Origin of the sequence: Bacteroides sp. UBA939 (genome assembly GCF_002293435.1) — a bacterium.
GTDB lineage: Bacteria > Bacteroidota > Bacteroidia > Bacteroidales > Bacteroidaceae > Bacteroides.
Map to the genome: position 1 here is coordinate 1 of NZ_DBDF01000190.1, position 19,506 is coordinate 19,506.

Consider the following 19,506-nt stretch of genomic DNA (forward strand, 5'->3'; position numbering starts at 1 on the left):
GTACCCGTAGGGGGAGGTGGTAGGCAAAAAGAGTTCCTTAGAGTTATGATTAATAGGTATTTTTTTTACCTACCACCTCCCCCCTTGCGGGGTACTCCTCCTCCCGGGAAGAGGAGAATAGAGATACTCTTGTTAATCACTAATCACTAAACACGAATCATTGCGAAGCTCTGCTTCGCTATATTATTATTTATAAAACTAAGCTCTTATTACTACTTAATTGATTTAACTGCTATTTTGTCTGCGAAAGTACTGATTTTGGGGCAAAATGTCATACATTTGCAGTTAAATAATAGTAACTTCAATCGTAAATCACTAAATCACAACTATCATGATGAACTGGAATACCCTTATCTCCGCCAAACGTTTCGGACTGGAAGAGTATCATGAAGAACGCATTGAAAACCGTTCCGAGTTTCAGCGTGACTATGATCGTCTGATATTTTCGGCTCCTTTCCGCCGTTTGCAAAACAAAACGCAGGTATTCCCTTTACCCGGCAGCGTATTCGTACACAATCGTCTGACACATAGTCTGGAAGTATCCTGCGTGGGCCGTTCATTAGGAAATGATGTTTCCAAAGCCCTTCTTGCCCGGCATCCGGAACTGCAAGATTCATTCCTGCCGGAAATAGGATCCATTGTTTCCGCCGCCTGTCTGGCACACGACTTGGGCAACCCGCCTTTCGGCCATTCCGGTGAACGCGCCATTTCCACCTACTTTTCAGAAGGGAAAGGACTGGCTCTGAAAGAGAAACAAGATAACGGGGAACAACTAACAGCCGCCCAATGGGAAGACCTCACTCACTTTGAAGGAAATGCCAATGCTTTCCGCCTCCTCACCCACCAATTTGAAGGCAGACGTAAAGGCGGGTTCGTTTTAACTTATTCCACACTTGCCGCTATCGTGAAATATCCTTTTTCGTCGAGCCTCGCCAACAAAAAGCCAAAATTCGGTTTCTTTACCACCGAAGAAGAGGGCTTCCGTCGCATTGCAGAAGAATTAGGCATGGAGCGTCTCAGCGATTCACCGTTGAAGTACGCCCGCCATCCTTTGGTATATCTGGTAGAGGCGGCCGACGATATCTGTTACCAGATGATGGACATAGAAGATGCGCATAAACTCAAAATCCTGACTACGCAAGAAACGCAGGACTTATTGCTCAGTTACTTCAGTGACGAACGCAAAGGCAGTCTCCGCCGCACGCTCGATATTGTCAGTGATGTCAACGAACAAATCGCTTATCTTCGATCATGCGTTATCGGGTTGCTAATCAAAGAATGCACCCAGGCCTTTCTTGCCAATGAAGAGAATATTCTGGCAGGGACTTTTGAAAAAAGCCTCATCGACCACATTTCCCAACGCCCGGCAGAAGCCTACCGGAAGAGCGCCAATATTTCTATAGAGAAGATTTACCGTTCGCGCGATGTACTTGATATCGAATTGGCAGGTTTCCGCATAATCAGCACCCTACTTGAGCTAATGATCGATGCTGTCCGGTCGCCCGGGAAAGCCTATTCACAATTGCTGATCAACCGGGTTTCCGACCAATATAACATAAAAGCGCCTGTACTCTACGAAAGAATACAGGCGGTATTGGATTATATCTCCGGCATGACTGATGTATTCGCCCTTGACCTGTACCGCAAGATAAACGGCAACAGCTTACCCGAAATCAGTTAGCCGGCACGATCAAACCTTCTTATCCCTGCTCGGATAGAAAATCTTATTCGCCCCGGAAGTCAATTTGCACGACTCCGGTTCATTCTCTATAAACGACTGAATGTGACGGACACGTTTCTCCGCCAGAATCTCATCAACAGCAATCAGAATACCGGTTTCTTCCACATCGCCAAAACCATAGTTAATGGCAGTGCCAAACATACGCATGGTTGGGCTTAAACTCATGTACGCATTCACCAACGGCGGAATGTTATAACCCAACTTGCGTATTTCCCTGTTCAATATCCTGTAGTCTTCCTTAAACGTTTCCATGCAGAACAATGTTGCCAGTTCTTTCTCGTCAGCCTCCATTTCCAACGGTTTCATTGGAGTAATCAGATTGTCCCTGTCTCCAAAATGTTTTTTCAGGAAGTAGAGAATCATATCACGCCCCTGCCTATGATAGCTCGGGTACATGGTTACCTTTCCAAAGAAATACTTCACATCAGGCATCACAACTGTCAATGCGCCCAAGCCATCCCACAAATTATCCAATGCAAACAGTCCTTTGCTTCCGGAGCGTGTAGACTGATATTCTACAGTAACAAACGAACGGCCTAACTCAATAGTGACAGGAAGAAACTCTTTCAGGAAATTCTCTGAGAAGTTGAACATGTGGGCCGTAGCCAGCATAGGTACCCCCTCGTCGTCAAACTGAACATCCGTGCCGAGTATATAACGGTAACCGCCTAATATCTCTTCCGCCTCTGGATTCCAGACAATGAGTTGCTTGTAAGAATTCTCCATTATATCGTATTCGTCGATATCCATTGATTTCCCTGTTCCTCCGCCTGCCATACGGAAAGCTATTTCGCGCAAGCGTCCTATCTCCTTCATTATATTTGGAGAATCCTGAGCAGTCACGATATAAATCTGATTATGACTCTTGTTCGTCATACGCAGACGCTTTTCTTCCGTCAGTTCCGCTTTCAGAAGCTCTTTGCTAATCGGCTCAATAACCGGTTCAACTATCAATCCCATAAAATCTTTCATACTTCTTATTAATGTCTTCTCCTTATTGACAATTGGCAATCCCTATATTTCCTGTTTCCTACTTTCACTGCTTAATCCATATACGACATCCTTTACGTATGCCGCCCATTCGGCAGGAGTTTTTGATTTATCAAAAGTCTGCCAGGGAATAGGCTTCCCTATCGTTACAGTAAACGTCTGATGACGATTCTTAAACATTTCATCTACCAGGTAAAGCATAGCTATATTAAACTTAATACCTAAAAATTTGCATGCGTTGGCTAAATTATAAAAAAAATCGGAATTACGCCCATCGAAATGAATAGGCACTACGTCACGTTGCGCCTGTACACTCTTTATTATAAAAGTTTTCTTCCATTCCAAATCGCGGATAATCCCGTTACGGCGACGCGAACACAAACCTGCCGGAAACAGAATTAATTGATTATCCGAAGCAAAACCGGCCTTGACCATCTGAGGAAAATCCTTCCCATGCTTACCTGTCTTATTAATAGGAATACAGAGTGGAGCCAATCCATGCAGGTTCATCAACAGGTCATTCACTAAATACTTCACCTTACCTTCATAAAATGTACCCAACACATACCCCAAAGCCACACCATCCTGTCCACCCAGCGGGTGATTAGAGACAAAAGTATAAAGACTCCCTTCCGGCAAATTTTCCTCTCCCTTCACCACAATACGGGCATCAAGAAAGTCCAAACTGGCTTTTAAGAAGTCTACGCCTACCTTATCCTTTGAGTCACTCAGGAAAACATTCAGCTCTTCCTGATGAACTATTCTTTTCAGATAAGAGACGACGAATTTAGGGATGTACTTATAATACTTCGGCGCCTTCTCCCTGAGCACCCTATCAATATCAATTAAAAACAAAGAGTCGTCTGCCATTTTTTTCGAAATGATTGCGCAAAATTAACGCATCTTTTTAATTATATGCAATAAATTGATAGAAAACTGCACCTGAAAACTATCAAAAGGCACCCAAAATTCATCAATTGATAGTTTTTGTACTAAACTATACCTGAAATACAACCATCGGAGTGTGATAACATTCGTAAAATTGCATCATCAAACCAACGGAATAAATAAATTAATAAAAAGATAATATTATGAACAGTATTACATTTCAGAAAGATTTAGTCGGAGTACAGGACGATTTATTACGCTTCGCGTACAAATTGACCTCCGATCGTGAAGAAGCTAATGACCTGCTTCAAGAGACCTCTTTAAAGGCATTAGATAATGAAGATAAATACGCTCCTGATACTAACTTCAAGGGATGGGTGTACACTATCATGCGTAACATCTTTATTAATAACTACCGCAAGATGGTGCGTGACCAGACTTTCGTTGATCAAACGGAGAACCTGTATCATCTCAATCTGCCGCAAGAATCCGGCTTCGAGAATACGGAAAGCACTTACGACCTGAAAGAAATGCGTCGCATCGTTAATTCGCTTCCACGCGAATACAAAGTGCCTTTCTCCATGCATATTTCCGGCTTCAAATACCGGGAAATCGCCGACAAGTTAGACTTGCCGCTCGGAACCGTTAAGAGCCGCATCTTCTTCACGCGCCAGAAGCTACAACAAGAATTAAAAGATTTCAGATAATACTTATACCTTAACGTAATTATATAAATATTCTCATAATTTTTAGAACCTAATAAAACGACAAGACAACAGTAAGGCGGGAAGCTTAGAAAAGCTTCCCGCCTTATTTTTTTGGCTAAAAAGGATTTCGATGACCACCTAAAAACTATCAAAACACCGCCCGAAAACTATCAAATCTACCCCATCACCCACTTCTCGATATTCCGCATCTTGGCGGAGAAGTTCACACCTATTTTGAATAGCTTCCGGGAATCATGTTCAAAAGGCCGGGCATAGTGCTTTTCGTTAATCTGTTGCAGGGCCTCTTCCGCAGTGCCGTCCAGTTTGAACTCCATAACATAGACGAACTTATCCGTCTGAAGAACCAGGTCAATGCGTCCGGCACTTGTATGATATTCCGCCTTGACGTAGAAACCTACCAATTTGAAGACGATAAAAAGGACATTCTGGTAGTGCAGTTCCAAGTCACGAATCAGTTCGTAAGGAGTATCGGCAAAGAAACCTTGCAGGCGGCGGAAGAAAGCGTCACAATCTCCTGCTTCTATCTCACGGATAAACTTCTTGATCCCAAAAGAAGAATCCCCCGTATTGGCATTTGCGTAGAAAGGAAGCAAGAATTTGGTGAACCCTTCTTCTACTTCGCGGTTAGGAAACCCCAAACGGTAAGAATCAAAACGTTCATCATAGCTTTTTATCGTGAGATAGCCACTCTGATAAATCACAGGAATAGGGTCGGTGTCGGCAGTGTCTATTCCTTCCAGTACACTACCCGGCGTTTCGTCAAGGGTGATATTCGCTAAGTTATAGTTATGTTTCTTCAGCAATTCTACCAGATAAGTGGGTGTTCCTGTGACAAACCAGTAACTGCCGAATTCATTCTTATCAAATGTATGAAGCAGGCTGAACGGATTATACATCCCGATGGAATTGCCTACAAAATGATAGCCATTGTAGCGTGCTTTCAGTTCAGAGCAAACTTTCTCGTAAGTCATATTCCGATTGTCTGCCAGCACATGCAGGTCTTCTTCCATATTATCGTGAATTTCCTGCTCTGTAATGCCGCAAAGTTCCACATAGCGTCTGTCCATCGAAATATCCTTCAGGTTATTCAAGTCACTGAACACACTTACTTTGCCGAATTTGGTCACGCCTGTCAGCATGGTGAATTTAATGTATCCGTCCATTGATTTCATTACACCATAAAATGCTTTCAGTATATTACGGTATGCTCCCTGCAAGGCATTATTGCCGATAGTCTGCAACATCGGCTTATCATATTCATCCACCAGAACTACCACCTGTCGCCCTGTCTTCTCGAACGCCTTTCGAATAACCTGGTAAAAACGTTCCTCCGGCGCACGATTCGAATAAGGAGAACCGTATTCTTGTTCCCAAATTTCCAGATGTTTGTTCAGTTCCTGCAACAATGCCTCTTCGTTATCATACTTACGTGCATTGAGATCCAAGTGCAATATAGGATATTTCGTCCAATCCTTCTCCAACTGCTCTATTGCTAATCCTTCGAAAAGTTCTTTCTTCCCTTGAAAGTAAGCTTCGAGCGTAGAAATCAGCAAACTCTTGCCAAAACGGCGGGGACGGCTGAGGAAATAATAGCTGCCCGCCTTCACCAGTCTATAAATCAAGGCGGTTTTATCGACATAGAAGCACCCCTCTCTGCGGAGTTTCTCAAAATTCTGAATACCGATGGGATAAAGTTTACTCATAATTGCAGCGTTTATAGTAAAAACATGTGCAAAGATAACCAAAACTAATTGATATTTTCCAAATTCTGTTGAATAAGGAGGAGTGTCCTTACCTTCTCCCTACCTTCTCCTTACCTGCTCCTTACCTGCTCCTTTGCAAATTCGGTTCTATAGACAAGGAGAAGGTCAGGAGTAGATAAGGTGCGGATATGTTTTTAATATCGCGGAACAACCTCGATTCCCCACCAGAAGAGCACTTCGGCATACGCTTCATTATCAATGAAATAAACAATAAACAGGGTGTTGAAAACTTATCGAAAACTTTTTTGTTAATTCTGGTGGGGGATTGTGGGGAAATGTGTATTTTTACAGTCTCTTATTATAGTAAGGTGTAATGATACGTTTTTTGGGAAACATAGAAGCGAAGACCGACGCAAAGGGACGTGTATTTATCCCCGCCGGTTTTCGGAGGCAACTACAATCTGCCTCCGAAGAGAAACTCGTGCTACGCAAAGACGTATTCCAGAACTGCCTCGTACTCTACCCCGAAAGCGTTTGGTTCAAAACGCAAAACCAGCTACGGAAGCGACTGAACAAGTGGAACGCAAAACACCAAGAAATCTTCCGGCAATTCGTGAGCGATGCCGAAATCATGATTCCCGACGGAAATGGACGTATCCTCCTGCCCAAACGCTACCTGCAAATGGCAGGCATACAGAGCGATGTGCGTTTCATCGGCGTGGATAATACCATAGAAATCTGGGCGAAGGAGAAAACCGAACAACCGTTTATGCCCCCCGAAGAATTCAGCAAAGCATTGCAGGAGGTTCTGGGAGACGAAGACGATTGGGGAAACGAATGGGAGGAAGACGGGGACGAATGATTAACGATTAGCGATTAGCGATTAAGGATGGATGAACAATTAACATATCATGTGCCGGTGCTACTGAAGCCGAGCGTGGACGGAATGAACATTCGTCCGGATGGAACGTATGTAGACGTTACATTCGGCGGAGGCGGACATTCGCGCGAGATTCTGTCGAGGCTGACAGGGGAAGGCTGCCTGTTAGGTTTCGACCAGGACGAAGACGCCGAACGGAACATCGTGGACAATCCTCATTTCATCTTTGTACGCAGCAATTTCCGCTACCTGTTCAACTTCCTGCGCTGGCACGACATCGAAGAGGTAGACGCGATACTTGCCGACCTGGGAGTTTCGTCACATCACTTTGACGACAGCGAACGCGGCTTCTCATTCCGGTTCGACGGAGCATTGGACATGCGCATGAACAAACGTGCCGGAAACACAGCGGCAGATATTATCAACACCTACGACGAGGAACGCCTGGCGGACATCTTCTACCTGTACGGCGAACTGAAAAACAGCCGCAAGCTGGCTTCCGTCATAGTCAAGGCTCGTGCCGCACAGAGAATAACAACCATCGGCGAATTCCTTGAAGTAATCAAACCGCTTTTCGGAAGGGAACGCGAGAAAAAAGAACTGGCAAAAGTATTCCAGGCTTTACGCATCGAAGTAAACCACGAGATGGATGCCCTGAAAGAAATGCTATACGCAGCAACCGAAGCCTTGAAGCCCGGCGGAAGACTGGTGGTGATAACCTACCACTCGCTGGAAGACCGCATGGTGAAGAACGTGATGAAAACCGGAAACGTGGAAGGAAAAACCGAAAAAGACTTTTTCGGGAACGTGCAGACACCATTCCGGTTGGTCAACAACAAAGTCATCGTACCGGATGAAGCCGAAATAGAACGGAATCCGAGATCCAGAAGCGCCAAGCTCAGAATAGCCGAGAAAAAGTGATGAACGGCGATCAGCGTTGAACAATTAGTGATTAGTGATAAACAATGAAGGAGATGGAAGAGAAACAAATCAAAGACAACAAAACGGGGAAAGCAGAAAAGGACAGGAAAACCAAAAAGCGCACCCCTCTGAAGAGCATCATCGGCGGCGACATATTGGCTACCGACTTCTTCCGCCGTCAGACCAAGTTACTTGCGCTGTTGGTGATACTGATATTGTTCTATATCCACAATCGCTATGTTTGCCAACAGCAAATGATAGAGATAGACAAACTGAAACAGGAACTGATTGACATTAAATACGACGCTCTCACCCGCAGCTCGGAGCTGATGGAACGGAGCCGCCAATCGCACATCGAAGAATATATCATCAAGAAAGGAAGCGATTTGCAGACACCCACCAACCCGCCTTATTTGATTAAATAGAGCGATAGCCGTCCGAAGTGACAGAAGAAACAAAATTCATAGTTAAACCGTTAAACCGTATATACACTTGGCAGTAAACAAGAAAAATATCATGACCCGCTATTTCTTTGTAGTCCTTGTTTTGGGATTACTGGGAATAGCAATCGTCGTTAAAGGCGCAATAATCATGTTCGCCGAACGGGGATACTGGCAAGATGTGGCCGACCGTTTCGTCAAAGAGAACGTGACAACCAAACCTAACCGTGGAAATATTCTTTCATCCGACGGCAAACTGATGGCGAGTTCCTTGCCGGAATACCGCATATACATGGACTTCCAAGCCGGTGGTTATACCAAAGATACCATGTTGGTGAACCATATCGACGAAATCTGTAAAGGATTACATAAAATATTCCCTGATAAAAGTGCGTCCTGGTTCAAAGAGCACTTACAAAAAGGACGCAAAGCGGGCAGCCGCAACTATTTGATTTATCCCAAGCGTATCTCATACATCCAGTACAAGGAAGCCAAACGACTTCCCGTTTTCAACCTGAACAAGTATAGGGGTGGCTTCCACGAACAGGTTTACAATCAACGCAAAAAGCCTTTCGGGTCACTGGCAGCACGCACGTTGGGCGACCTTTTTCCCGATACAGCCCAAGGGGCGAAGAACGGCATAGAGTTATCATTCGACACCCTGTTGAAGGGGCGGAACGGTATTGCTCACCGCCAGAAAGTGATGAATAAATACCTGGAAATTGTAGACATGCCTCCCGTGGACGGTTGCGATATCATTACCACACTGGATGTAAGTATGCAGGACATCTGCGAAAAAGCATTGGTGGACAAGCTGAAAGAAATCAATGCCAGCGTAGGTGTAGCCGTACTGATGGAAGTAAAAACCGGTGAAATAAAAGCCATCGTCAACATGACGAAAAGGGCGGACGGCAATTATTACGAAGATAAAAACAATGCCATCAGCGACATGATGGAGCCAGGCTCTACTTTTAAAACAGCCTCTATCATGGTAGCCCTCGAAGACGGTAAAATTACCCCGGACACGGAAGTGAATACCGGTAACGGCATCATGCCAATGTATGGCAGCACAATGAGAGACCACAACTGGCATCGCGGCGGCTATGGAAAGATAGACGTAACCCGCATCATGGAAGTTTCGTCCAATGTCGGCGTATCTTCCCTCATTGACAAGTACTACAAAGACAATCCGCAGAAGTATGTGGACGGGTTGAAACGCATGAGCATAGACCAGGGACTGAATCTACAGATTTCCGGTGAAGGGAAACCCAACATCAAAGGGCCGAAAGAAAGATACTTTGCCAAAACCACTCTTCCATGGATGAGCATCGGTTACGAGACACAAGTTCCGCCGCTCAACATTCTGACTTTTTACAATGCCATTGCCAACGACGGCGTAATGATACGCCCCAAGTTTGTGAAAGCAGCGGTAAAAGACGGTGAGGTAATAAAGGAATTTCCCACGGAAGTAATCAATCCTAAAATATGTTCCGACCGCACATTGACTCAAATCCGCGAAATCCTCGGGAAAGTTGTATCACGAGGATTGGCTAAACCCGCTGGGAGCAAGCAGTTTGCCGTAGCAGGCAAAACGGGTACGGCACAGATATCCCAGGGTGCTGCGGGCTACAAGTCGGGACGGGTCAGCTATCTGGTAAGTTTCTGCGGTTACTTTCCCGCCGAAGACCCGCAATACAGTTGCATCGTCTCCATCCAAAAACCGGGGCTTCCGGCTTCGGGTGGTTTAATGGCAGGCAGTGTATTCGGTAAGATTGCCGAAAGGGTATATGCGAAAAACCTGCGGTTTGACATCCGTAATGCGATTGACAGCACTTCCAACATCATCCCTGCTGTGAAGGCGGGAGAAATGGGCGAAGCGTTGCAGGTTCTGAACAGCCTGGACGTGCCTGTACAGAAACAGTTCTCTTCCCGCAAAGGGAAAGAGGTATGGGGGCATTCCCAACAATCGGCCGACGCGATTATTCTGCAAGGCAAGGAGGGAACAAATTCAAATACGGTTCCCAATGTCATAGGGATGGGTGCAAAAGATGCCGTTTATCTGCTGGAAAGCAAAGGATTAAAGGCAAGATTAAACGGAACAGGGAAAGTCAGAAGCCAGTCGGTGCCGGGTGGTAACCGCATTGCGAAAGGACAAACGGTAATGTTACAGTTAAAATGAGAAAGGCATGAAATTAAATGAATTACTAAAGGCGATACAACCGGTAGAAGCTATCGGAAGTACGGAAGCGGAGATAACCGGAGTAAACATTGACTCCCGTCTGGTGCAAGCCGGACATCTGTTTATGGCTATGCGCGGCACTCAAACGGATGGACATGCCTATATTCAGGCTGCCATCGAGAAGGGCGCCATTGCCATACTCTGCGAAGATATACCGGAGGAAATGAAAGCGGGCATCACCTACATCCGGGTGAAAGACAGCGAAGACGCCGTCGGCAAAATAGCCACTACCTTTTATGATGACCCTACTTCCAAGATGGAACTGGTAGGCGTGACGGGAACAAACGGGAAAACAACCATTGCTACCTTATTATATGATACATTCCGTTACTTCGGTTACAAAGTAGGATTGATTTCTACCGTCTGCAATTATATAGACGACCAGGCTGTTCCCACCGAGCATACCACCCCCGACCCTATTACGCTTAACCGGTTGCTGGGACAAATGGCGGATGCCGGATGCAAGTACGCCTTTATGGAGGTTAGCTCCCATTCCATAGCCCAGAAGCGTATCAGCGGATTGCGTTTTGCAGGAGGCATCTTCACCAACCTGACGCGCGACCATCTGGATTATCACAAAACAGTGGAGAATTACCTCAAAGCCAAGAAGAAATTCTTCGATGATATGCCCAGGAATGCATTCAGTTTAACGAATCTGGACGACAAGAACGGGCTTGTTATGACACAGAATACGCGCTCCAAAACATATACTTACTCGCTGCGTAGCCTCAGCGACTTTAAGGGCAAAATAGTGGAGTCGCATTTTGAGGGAATGTTGCTCGACTTCAACAACCACGAACTGGCTGTACGTTTCATCGGGCGCTTCAATGCATCAAACCTGTTAGCCGTATTCGGCGCAGCCGTATTACTCGGCAAGAAAGAGGAAGATGTACTGGTGGCATTAAGCACCCTGCATCCGGTAGCCGGGCGATTCAACGCCATTCGTTCCCCGAAAGGCTTCACTGCAATTGTGGACTATGCCCACACTCCGGACGCTCTTATCAATGTGTTAAATGCAATTCACGGCGTTCTGGAGGGAAAAGGCAAAGTAATCACGGTGGTAGGCGCCGGCGGTAACCGCGATAAAGGCAAGCGCCCCATCATGGCGAAAGAGGCCGCCAAGGCAAGTGACCGGGTCATTATCACATCCGACAATCCGCGTTTTGAGGAACCGCAAGATATCATCAACGATATGATTGCCGGTCTGGATAAAGAAGATATGCAGAAAACCATCTGCATAACCGACCGTCGCGAAGCTATCAAGACGGCATGTATGTTTGCCCGGCCGGGCGATGTTATCCTCGTAGCCGGAAAAGGCCATGAGAACTATCAGGAAATCAAGGGTGTGAAACATCATTTTGATGATAAAGAGGAATTGAAAGCAATTATGAATTGAGAATTATGAATTATGAATTACCATGCGCCACACAACTTCCATTGCCCTCCGCATTCACAATTCATAATTCATAATTCATAATTAAAGAAGACATGTTATATTACTTATTTCATTGGTTAGAAAAGTACGACATTCCCGGTGCGGGTATGTTTGGATACACATCTTTTCGCGCATTGATGGCGATTATTCTGGCATTGCTTATCTCAAGTATCTGGGGTGACCGTTTTATCAATCTGCTGAAACGGAAACAGATTACGGAGACACAACGTGACGCCAATATCGATCCGTTTGGCGTGGACAAGGTGGGCGTGCCAAGTATGGGCGGTATTATCATCATTGTAGCCATACTGATACCTTGCCTGCTGCTGGGGAAATTGCACAATATATACATGGTATTGATGCTGATTACCACGGTATGGCTGGGGACTTTGGGTTTTGCGGACGACTATATAAAAATATTCAAAAAGGATAAAGAAGGCCTGCACGGCAAGTCTAAAATCATCGGGCAGGTAGGTTTAGGACTGATTGTGGGATTGACACTCTACCTCAGCCCGCAAGTGGTGATCCGTGAGAATATCGAGGTACACAAACCCGGGCAGCAAATGGAAGTGGTGCATGACAATCATAATATCAAGTCCACAAAGACAACAATCCCATTTTTCAAAGGTAACAACCTCGACTATGCGGATTTTGTAAGCTTTATGGGAGAACATGCTCAAACGGCCGGATGGATTCTGTTTGTTATCATCACCATTTTTGTGGTAACAGCCGTTAGCAATGGTGCCAATCTGAATGACGGAATGGACGGAATGGCGGCGGGGAACTCTGCGATTATAGGACTCACATTAGGTATTCTGGCGTATGTATCGAGTCATATAGAGTTTGCCGGTTACCTGAATATCATGTATATTCCCGGTTCGGAAGAACTGGTTATCTTCATCTGCGCTTTTATTGGTGCACTGATTGGTTTCCTGTGGTACAATGCCTATCCCGCCCAGGTATTCATGGGCGATACGGGTAGCTTGACCATTGGTGGTATTATCGCAGTATTCGCCATCATTATACACAAAGAATTGCTGATACCTATTCTTTGCGGCATATTCCTGGTTGAGAACCTGTCCGTTATTCTACAACGGTTCTATTACAAAATCGGGAAGCGGAAGGGAGTGAAACAGAGATTGTTCAAGCGCACCCCTATTCACGACCATTTCCGTACATCCATGAGTCTGGTTGAACCGGGCAGTACGGTGAAGTTTATGAAGCCGACCCAATTGTTTCATGAGTCCAAAATCACAGTGCGTTTCTGGATTGTAACAATTGTACTGGCGGCAATAACGATTATAACGCTAAAAATTAGATAGTCCGTAACAAAACATGAGCAGAATTGTAGTATTAGGAGCCGGCGAAAGCGGTACAGGTGCCGCCATACTCGCCAAAGTGAAAGGTTTCGACACGTTCGTTTCCGACATGTCTGTCATTAAAGACAAATACAAGGAATTGTTGGATAAGTACGGTATTGCCTGGGAAGAGGGGCAGCATACCGAAGGACTGATTCTGAGCGCAGACGAAGTAGTGAAAAGCCCCGGCATACCGAATGACGCTCCGATGATACTGAAGTTGAAAGAGCAAGGTACGCCTGTTATCTCCGAAATAGAATTCGCAGGACGCTATACCGATGCGAAGATGGTATGTATTACCGGCTCAAACGGCAAGACCACTACCACTTCACTTATTTATCATATTTTCAAGAGTGCGGGTCTGAACGTGGGACTGGCAGGTAATATCGGCAACAGTCTGGCGTTGCAGGTCGCTACGGAGCAGCACGATTACTATGTGATAGAGCTAAGCTCTTTCCAATTAGACAATATGTATAACTTTCGCGCCAACATAGCCGTACTGATGAATATCACGCCAGACCATCTGGACCGGTATGACCATTGCATGCAGAAATATGTGGATGCCAAGTTCCGTATTACGCAGAACCAGACACCGGAAGATGCTTTCATCTTCTGGAACGACGACCCTATCATCAAGCGCGAATTGGATAAGCACGGACTGAAGGCGCATCTGTATCCGTTCTCCTCCGTAAAAGAGAATGGAGCGATAGCTTACGTGGAAGACGGCGAAGTAGAAATTAACGAACCCATCGCCTTCAACATGGAACAGGAGAAGCTGGCGTTACAGGGAACTCACAACTTATACAATTCTCTCGCCGCAGGAATATCAGCAAACCTCGCAGGAATAGAGAAAGGATACATCCGCAAAGCGTTGTCCGACTTCAAAGGGGTTGAGCACCGGCTGGAGAAAGTAGCCACCGTACGCGGTGTGGTATTTATCAATGACTCTAAAGCTACCAATGTTAATTCTTGCTGGTATGCTTTGCAGAGCATGAAGACAAAAGTAGTACTTATTCTTGGCGGCAAGGATAAAGGTAATGATTATACGGAAATAGAAGAGTTGGTACGTGAAAAGTGCTCAGCCCTGGTTTACCTGGGGTTGCACAACGAGAAACTGCACGATTTCTTCGACTCTATGGGATTGCCTGTTGCTGATGTACAAACCGGGATGAAAGATGCCGTGGATGCAGCCTTCAAGCTGGCGCAAAAAGGTGAAACGGTTTTATTGAGTCCTTGCTGTGCAAGTTTCGACTTATTTAAAAGTTACGAAGATCGCGGAGAGCAATTCAAAGCGTATGTAAGAGCATTATAAGAATGGATTTATTAAGAAGCATATTCAAAGGTGATAAGGTAATCTGGATAATCTTCCTTTTCCTTTGTCTCATCTCTATTATAGAGGTGTTCAGCGCTGCGTCTACACTGACATACAAAAGCGGTGATCACTGGGAGCCGATTACACAACACAGTATTCTCCTGATGGTGGGCGTTGTCATTGTAGTATTGGTGCACAACATACCCTATAAATGGTTTCAGGTGTTCCCGGTATTTCTGCTTCCTCTTTCCATCTGTTTGCTTGCCTTTGTCATGATCATGGGGATTATTACCGGCGACCGCATAAATGGAGCTGCCCGTTGGATGACATTCATGGGCATTCAGTTTCAACCGTCGGAGATAGCTAAAATGGCTGTTATTATCGTCACTGCTTTTATCCTCTCGAAGGGACAGGACGAAAACGGAGCAAGCCCGAAAGCCTTTAAACGCATTATGATTATCACTTGCATTGTTTGCGGACTTATTCTGCCTGAGAATTACTCTACGGGAATGTTGCTTTTCTGTACAGTCTATCTGATGATGTTTATCGGACGGGTACCTGCCCGCAAGCTATTGATACTGGGGGGAGGTCTGCTGGCTTTCGCCGCAGTCTTTGTCGCATTCCTGCTGGCTACCCCAAACGAAACTCTTGAGAGAATTCCTATGGGGCATCGCCTGACAACGGTCAAGGCGCGCATTACGGATTTCACAAATAACAATGAAATACCTGCCGCCAAGTACGACATAGACGAAAACGCCCAGGTGGCGCACGCACGTATTGCCGTAGCCACAAGCCATATTGTCGGCAAAGGACCGGGCAATTCCGTGCAGCGGGATTTCCTGAGCCAGGCATTCTCCGACTTCATTTATGCCATCATCGTTGAAGAGTTGGGACTGGTAGGCGGGATAATCGTTGTGTTCCTTTATATTTGTCTTCTGGTGCGTGTAGGACGCATTGCCAGGAAGTGTAACCGTACTTTCCCCGCTTTCCTTATTACCGGAATAGCGTTGTTGCTTGTCACGCAGGCGTTGTTCAACATGATGGTTGCCGTTGGCTTGGCGCCCGTCACCGGGCAACCGCTTCCGCTCATCAGCAAAGGTGGAACATCTACTTTTATCAATTGCGCCTACATCGGAATGATATTGAGCGTAAGCCTTTACACCGCGAGGCTGGAGGAACAGCAAGCGCACGATGCACAGATACCTATGCAGATAGAAACGGATCCCGGAGAAGAGAGCAGCGATGTGCAAACAGCTACCGAACCAACTGCCAAGGCACTGAACAGCGATGCGGAATTTGAATAAACAGATAGTAGTAAAAGCATAAATATGGAAACAAAAAATAACGCCCTGCGTGTCATTATCAGTGGTGGAGGTACAGGAGGACATATATTCCCGGCAGTATCTATCGCCAATGCCATCAAGGAACTGCGCCCGGATGCGGAAGTACTTTTTGTTGGCGCAGAAGGACGAATGGAAATGCAGCGTGTGCCGGATGCAGGGTATAGAATCATAGGTTTACCTGTAGCAGGTTTTGACCGTAAACGTTTATGGAAGAATTTCGCGGTACTTATAAAATTAGTGCGTAGCCAATGGAAAGCTCGTCGCATTCTTAAGGAATTTAAACCGCAGGTAGCGGTAGGCGTAGGCGGCTATGCCAGCGGCCCTACACTGAAAATGGCAGGCGCAATGGGAATACCTACCCTGATACAGGAACAGAACTCTTATGCGGGGGTTACAAACAAACTGCTCGCCCGGAAGGCAGGCAAGATTTGTGTAGCGTATGAAGGCATGGAGAAGTTCTTCCCGGCGGATAAGATTATTATGACAGGAAATCCTGTACGCCAGAACCTGTTGGCAGGCAAACAAACCCGCGAAGAAGCTATTCTTTCTTTCGGTTTTAATCCGGAGAAGAAAACGATATTGATATTGGGTGGCAGCCTTGGCGCGCGCACCATCAACCGGACATTGGTGGCTGCATTGGATACCATAAGAGCGCAGGGTGATGTACAGTTCATCTGGCAGACCGGAAAGATATATATTCAGCAAGTTAAGGATGCCATCACTACCGTAACGGGTGAGGCAATACGCAATACGCAGGTTCCCGGTATCCCGAATTTGTATGTGACGGATTTCATCAAAGACATGGCAAGCGCCTATACAGCTGCCGACTTGGTTATTTCGCGTGCGGGAGCAGGTTCTATTTCTGAATTTTGCCTGTTACGGAAGCCTGTTATCCTGGTACCTTCTCCCAATGTAGCGGAAGACCACCAGACCAAGAATGCGTTGGCATTGGTAAACAAGGATGCCGCCATTTATGTGAAGGATGCGGATGCAATGGAGAGACTTGTACCTGTGGCGCTTGAAACAGTTACCGATACCGGAAGGTTAGAGGCTTTGAGCAATAACATTGCAAAACTGGCGCTACCGGATTCAGCGATTATTATTGCAAGGGAGGTGTTGAAACTGATAGATAAACTATAGCAACTCAATTCCCCTCCTCCCGGGAGGTTGCTCTCCCCCCCGATAACGGGGAAACCGGAGGAGGTTGGTGCCATATTATTTGACCTACCACCTCCCCCTTTCAGGGTTCTCCTCCTCCCAGGAGGAGGNNTACCTTAGTGAAAGAAATCAGAGAATCTGTCAGCGAAGCCAAGTGAGTTACTATTAAAATAGAAAAATATGAATATAGAAAACATCAAATCTGTATATTTCGTCGGTGCCGGCGGTATCGGCATGAGTGCACTTGTCCGCTATTTCCTCTTCAAAGGAAAGGTAGTGGCCGGTTACGACCGCACCCCTTCCCTATTGACTGAAACACTGATTGCTGAAGGCGCACAAATACATTACGAAGAGAATGTAGACTTTATACCTGAGACTTGCAAGGATAAAGAGACGACTTTAGTAATATACACGCCGGCGGTTCCACAAAACCATGCCGAACTTATGTACTTCCGCAACAATGGCTTCGAGATACAAAAACGTGCGCAGGTTTTAGGCACAATCACATACAGCAGTAAAGGTCTGTGCGTAGCGGGAACACACGGAAAGACAACCACCAGCACAATGGCGGCACATTTGCTTCATCAGTCACAGGTGGGTTGTACCGCATTTCTCGGGGGAATATCGAAGAATTATGGTACTAATCTCTTATTGTCACAATCCAGCCCTTATACAGTAATCGAAGCGGATGAATTTGACCGTTCATTTCATTGGCTGTCCCCTTATATGAGTGTAATCACCGCCACAGATCCCGATCACCTTGACATCTACGGGACGGTAGAAGCATATCTGGAGAGTTTTCGCCATTATACTACACTGATACAACCCGGCGGCGCATTAATTATCCACAAGGATATTACGCTGCAACCGGATGTAAAACCCGGTGTGAAGGTATATACCTACGCCCGCACCGAAGGAGACTTCCATGCAGAGAATATCCGCATCGGAAATGGTGAAATCTTTATTGATTTCATCGCTCCGGACACACGCATCAACGATATCCGGTTAGGAGTACCTGTCAGCATAAATATTGAGAATGGGGTAGCGGCTATGGCGCTTGCCCATCTTAACGGGGCAACAGATGAAGAAATCAAGCGTGGCATGGCGAGTTTCCGTGGTGTAGACCGCCGTTTTGATTTCAAGATCAAAACAGATCAGGTAGTGTTCCTGAGCGACTATGCCCACCATCCTGCAGAGATTGCGCAAAGCGTGAAGTCTATCCGTGATTTATATCAGGACACAAAGATTACGGCTATCTTTCAGCCGCACCTTTATACGCGTACTCGTGACTTTTACAAAGAGTTCGCAGATAGCTTGTCGTTACTTGATGAAGTTATTCTCACGGAAATCTATCCGGCACGCGAACAGCCCATTCCGGGAGTCACCAGCAAGCTGATATATGACAACCTGCGTCCGGGCATCGAGAAATGTATATGTGAAAAGGAAGAGATATTGAACCTCCTCGCCCGGAAACACATTGAAGTACTGATTACCTTAGGTGCGGGAGACATAGATAACTATGTGCCCGAAATCACAAAACTTCTTGAAGAAAGAACATCGGATTGAAATAATGTCGCCGATAACGTAAACTGTAAATCATAAATAACCCAATGTTAAAGAGAATTCTATTGTTCATCGTCCTGCTGCTCATCATTGCCTATATAGTGGCAGCTATCACGGTTTTCAACCGGAAGCCTGCCGGTCAGGTATGTAGTGACATGGAATTGGTTATTAAAGATGAGGTCTATGCCGGCTTTATCACTCAAAAGGAAGTTGCGGACATACTGAAGAAAAAAGGCATTTATCCGGTTGGTAAACCAATGAACCGTATTCGCAGCAAAACATTGGAACAGGAACTTGCCAAACATCCCCTCATCGATCAGGTGGAATGTTACAAAACGCCCAGTGGAAAGCTTTGCGTGAAAGTCAGCCAGAGGATTCCCATTCTCAGAGTAATGAGCGCAAACGGTGATAATTACTACTTGGACAATAAAGGTGCCGTAATGCCGCCCGACGCAAAGTGTGTGGCTCACCTTGCCGTAGTGACCGGAAAGGTAGAAAAGTCATTCGCTATGACTGATTTATATAAGTTTGCTGTATTTTTGCAGAAGAATAAGTTTTGGGACATGCAAATTGAACAGATACATGTGTTATCGGGCAACAATGTAGAATTAGTGCCGCGCGTAGGAGACCACATTATCTATCTCGGCAAATTAAACGACTTCGAGCGTAAACTTGAGAGAGTGAAAATATTCTATGAGAAAGGATTAAATAAGGTAGGGTGGAACAAATACTCCCGTATCAACGTTGAATTCAGTAACCAGATTATTTGCACTAAACGTGAAATCTAAAAAGAATAGTTAATATAAA

General features: G+C 45.7%; 16 protein-coding genes. 13 read left to right on the forward strand and 3 right to left on the reverse strand.

The window, feature by feature from the left end; translation table 11 throughout:
- Positions 1–331: 331 nt before the first annotated feature.
- Entirely contained in the window at positions 332–1,681 is a 1,350-nt protein-coding gene (locus B2Z67_RS11990; protein WP_291530069.1) for a deoxyguanosinetriphosphate triphosphohydrolase, read from the forward strand.
- Positions 1,682–1,690: 9 nt separating this feature from the next.
- On the opposite strand, the gene B2Z67_RS11995 is transcribed toward B2Z67_RS11990, so the two are convergent.
- Together B2Z67_RS11995 and B2Z67_RS12000 are read right to left on the reverse strand one after the other, a co-directional pair.
- Positions 1,691–2,713 carry a GNAT family N-acetyltransferase gene (locus B2Z67_RS11995; RefSeq protein ID WP_291530070.1) on the reverse strand — a complete coding sequence of 341 codons (1,023 nt, stop codon included), beginning with the start codon at positions 2,711–2,713 and terminating at the stop codon, positions 1,691–1,693.
- A 42-nt stretch (positions 2,714–2,755) separates the two neighbouring features.
- On the reverse strand, positions 2,756–3,601 hold the full coding sequence (locus B2Z67_RS12000) for a 1-acyl-sn-glycerol-3-phosphate acyltransferase (protein WP_291530071.1): 846 nt from the start codon (positions 3,599–3,601) through the stop codon (positions 2,756–2,758).
- Between the two features lie 221 nt (positions 3,602–3,822).
- Between B2Z67_RS12000 and B2Z67_RS12005 the strand changes: the two genes are divergently transcribed.
- A complete protein-coding gene (locus B2Z67_RS12005; protein ID WP_291530072.1) occupies positions 3,823–4,326 on the forward strand; it encodes an RNA polymerase sigma factor in 504 nt (167 codons plus the stop codon).
- Between the two features lie 176 nt (positions 4,327–4,502).
- On the opposite strand, the gene B2Z67_RS12010 is transcribed toward B2Z67_RS12005, so the two are convergent.
- Complete coding sequence (locus tag B2Z67_RS12010; protein ID WP_291530073.1) at positions 4,503–6,050, reverse strand: ATP-binding protein; 1,548 nt, start codon at positions 6,048–6,050, stop codon at positions 4,503–4,505.
- Positions 6,051–6,423: 373 nt separating this feature from the next.
- On the opposite strand from B2Z67_RS12010, the gene mraZ reads away from it, so the two are divergent.
- From mraZ to B2Z67_RS12065, 11 genes are all read left to right on the forward strand, one after another.
- Complete coding sequence (mraZ, locus tag B2Z67_RS12015; RefSeq protein ID WP_291530074.1) at positions 6,424–6,912, forward strand: division/cell wall cluster transcriptional repressor MraZ; 489 nt, start codon at positions 6,424–6,426, stop codon at positions 6,910–6,912.
- A 27-nt stretch (positions 6,913–6,939) separates the two neighbouring features.
- Positions 6,940–7,851 (forward strand): 16S rRNA (cytosine(1402)-N(4))-methyltransferase RsmH, encoded by a 912-nt coding sequence (gene rsmH, locus B2Z67_RS12020; RefSeq protein ID WP_291530075.1) that lies wholly within the window; start codon positions 6,940–6,942, stop codon positions 7,849–7,851.
- Positions 7,852–7,895: 44 nt separating this feature from the next.
- Positions 7,896–8,276, forward strand: coding sequence for an FtsL-like putative cell division protein (locus tag B2Z67_RS12025; protein WP_414630811.1), 381 nt, complete (start codon positions 7,896–7,898; stop codon positions 8,274–8,276).
- Positions 8,277–8,367: 91 nt separating this feature from the next.
- Positions 8,368–10,470 carry a penicillin-binding protein gene (locus tag B2Z67_RS12030; RefSeq protein WP_291530092.1) on the forward strand — a complete coding sequence of 701 codons (2,103 nt, stop codon included), beginning with the start codon at positions 8,368–8,370 and terminating at the stop codon, positions 10,468–10,470.
- Positions 10,471–10,477: 7 nt separating this feature from the next.
- Positions 10,478–11,926: a UDP-N-acetylmuramoyl-L-alanyl-D-glutamate--2,6-diaminopimelate ligase gene (locus B2Z67_RS12035; RefSeq protein WP_291530077.1), complete on the forward strand. Its 1,449-nt coding sequence runs from the start codon at positions 10,478–10,480 to the stop codon at positions 11,924–11,926.
- A gap of 92 nt (positions 11,927–12,018) precedes the next feature.
- The gene (mraY, locus tag B2Z67_RS12040) at positions 12,019–13,287 is read left to right on the forward strand and encodes a phospho-N-acetylmuramoyl-pentapeptide-transferase (RefSeq protein ID WP_291530078.1); all 1,269 of its coding nucleotides are present in this window, start codon (positions 12,019–12,021) and stop codon (positions 13,285–13,287) included.
- Positions 13,288–13,300: 13 nt separating this feature from the next.
- On the forward strand, positions 13,301–14,635 hold the full coding sequence (gene murD / locus B2Z67_RS12045; protein ID WP_291530079.1) for a UDP-N-acetylmuramoyl-L-alanine--D-glutamate ligase: 1,335 nt from the start codon (positions 13,301–13,303) through the stop codon (positions 14,633–14,635).
- Between the two features lie 2 nt (positions 14,636–14,637).
- Positions 14,638–15,939, forward strand: a complete 1,302-nt coding sequence (locus B2Z67_RS12050) for an FtsW/RodA/SpoVE family cell cycle protein (RefSeq protein ID WP_291530080.1) — start codon at positions 14,638–14,640, stop codon at positions 15,937–15,939.
- A gap of 24 nt (positions 15,940–15,963) precedes the next feature.
- The gene (murG, locus tag B2Z67_RS12055) at positions 15,964–17,118 is read left to right on the forward strand and encodes an undecaprenyldiphospho-muramoylpentapeptide beta-N-acetylglucosaminyltransferase (protein WP_291530081.1); all 1,155 of its coding nucleotides are present in this window, start codon (positions 15,964–15,966) and stop codon (positions 17,116–17,118) included.
- 198 nt (positions 17,119–17,316) lie between these two features.
- The gene (gene murC, locus B2Z67_RS12060) at positions 17,317–18,702 is read left to right on the forward strand and encodes a UDP-N-acetylmuramate--L-alanine ligase (protein ID WP_291530082.1); all 1,386 of its coding nucleotides are present in this window, start codon (positions 17,317–17,319) and stop codon (positions 18,700–18,702) included.
- 44 nt (positions 18,703–18,746) lie between these two features.
- Entirely contained in the window at positions 18,747–19,487 is a 741-nt protein-coding gene (locus tag B2Z67_RS12065; protein WP_291530083.1) for a cell division protein FtsQ/DivIB, read from the forward strand.
- The last annotated feature ends 19 nt before the right edge of the window (positions 19,488–19,506 follow it).

Bases quoted from the DNA above. Each gene is read 5' to 3' on its own strand.
- B2Z67_RS11990 (WP_291530069.1), top strand. From the start codon at position 332: ATGATGAACTGGAATACCCTTATCTCCGCCAAACGTTTCGGACTGGAA.
- B2Z67_RS11995 (WP_291530070.1), bottom strand. From the start codon at position 2,713: ATGAAAGATTTTATGGGATTGATAGTTGAACCGGTTATTGAGCCGATT.
- B2Z67_RS12000 (WP_291530071.1), bottom strand. From the start codon at position 3,601: ATGGCAGACGACTCTTTGTTTTTAATTGATATTGATAGGGTGCTCAGG.
- B2Z67_RS12005 (WP_291530072.1), top strand. From the start codon at position 3,823: ATGAACAGTATTACATTTCAGAAAGATTTAGTCGGAGTACAGGACGAT.
- B2Z67_RS12010 (WP_291530073.1), bottom strand. From the start codon at position 6,050: ATGAGTAAACTTTATCCCATCGGTATTCAGAATTTTGAGAAACTCCGC.
- mraZ (WP_291530074.1), top strand. From the start codon at position 6,424: ATGATACGTTTTTTGGGAAACATAGAAGCGAAGACCGACGCAAAGGGA.
- rsmH (WP_291530075.1), top strand. From the start codon at position 6,940: ATGGATGAACAATTAACATATCATGTGCCGGTGCTACTGAAGCCGAGC.
- B2Z67_RS12025 (WP_414630811.1), top strand. From the start codon at position 7,896: ATGAAGGAGATGGAAGAGAAACAAATCAAAGACAACAAAACGGGGAAA.
- B2Z67_RS12030 (WP_291530092.1), top strand. From the start codon at position 8,368: ATGACCCGCTATTTCTTTGTAGTCCTTGTTTTGGGATTACTGGGAATA.
- B2Z67_RS12035 (WP_291530077.1), top strand. From the start codon at position 10,478: ATGAAATTAAATGAATTACTAAAGGCGATACAACCGGTAGAAGCTATC.
- mraY (WP_291530078.1), top strand. From the start codon at position 12,019: ATGTTATATTACTTATTTCATTGGTTAGAAAAGTACGACATTCCCGGT.
- murD (WP_291530079.1), top strand. From the start codon at position 13,301: ATGAGCAGAATTGTAGTATTAGGAGCCGGCGAAAGCGGTACAGGTGCC.
- B2Z67_RS12050 (WP_291530080.1), top strand. From the start codon at position 14,638: ATGGATTTATTAAGAAGCATATTCAAAGGTGATAAGGTAATCTGGATA.
- murG (WP_291530081.1), top strand. From the start codon at position 15,964: ATGGAAACAAAAAATAACGCCCTGCGTGTCATTATCAGTGGTGGAGGT.
- murC (WP_291530082.1), top strand. From the start codon at position 17,317: ATGAATATAGAAAACATCAAATCTGTATATTTCGTCGGTGCCGGCGGT.
- B2Z67_RS12065 (WP_291530083.1), top strand. From the start codon at position 18,747: ATGTTAAAGAGAATTCTATTGTTCATCGTCCTGCTGCTCATCATTGCC.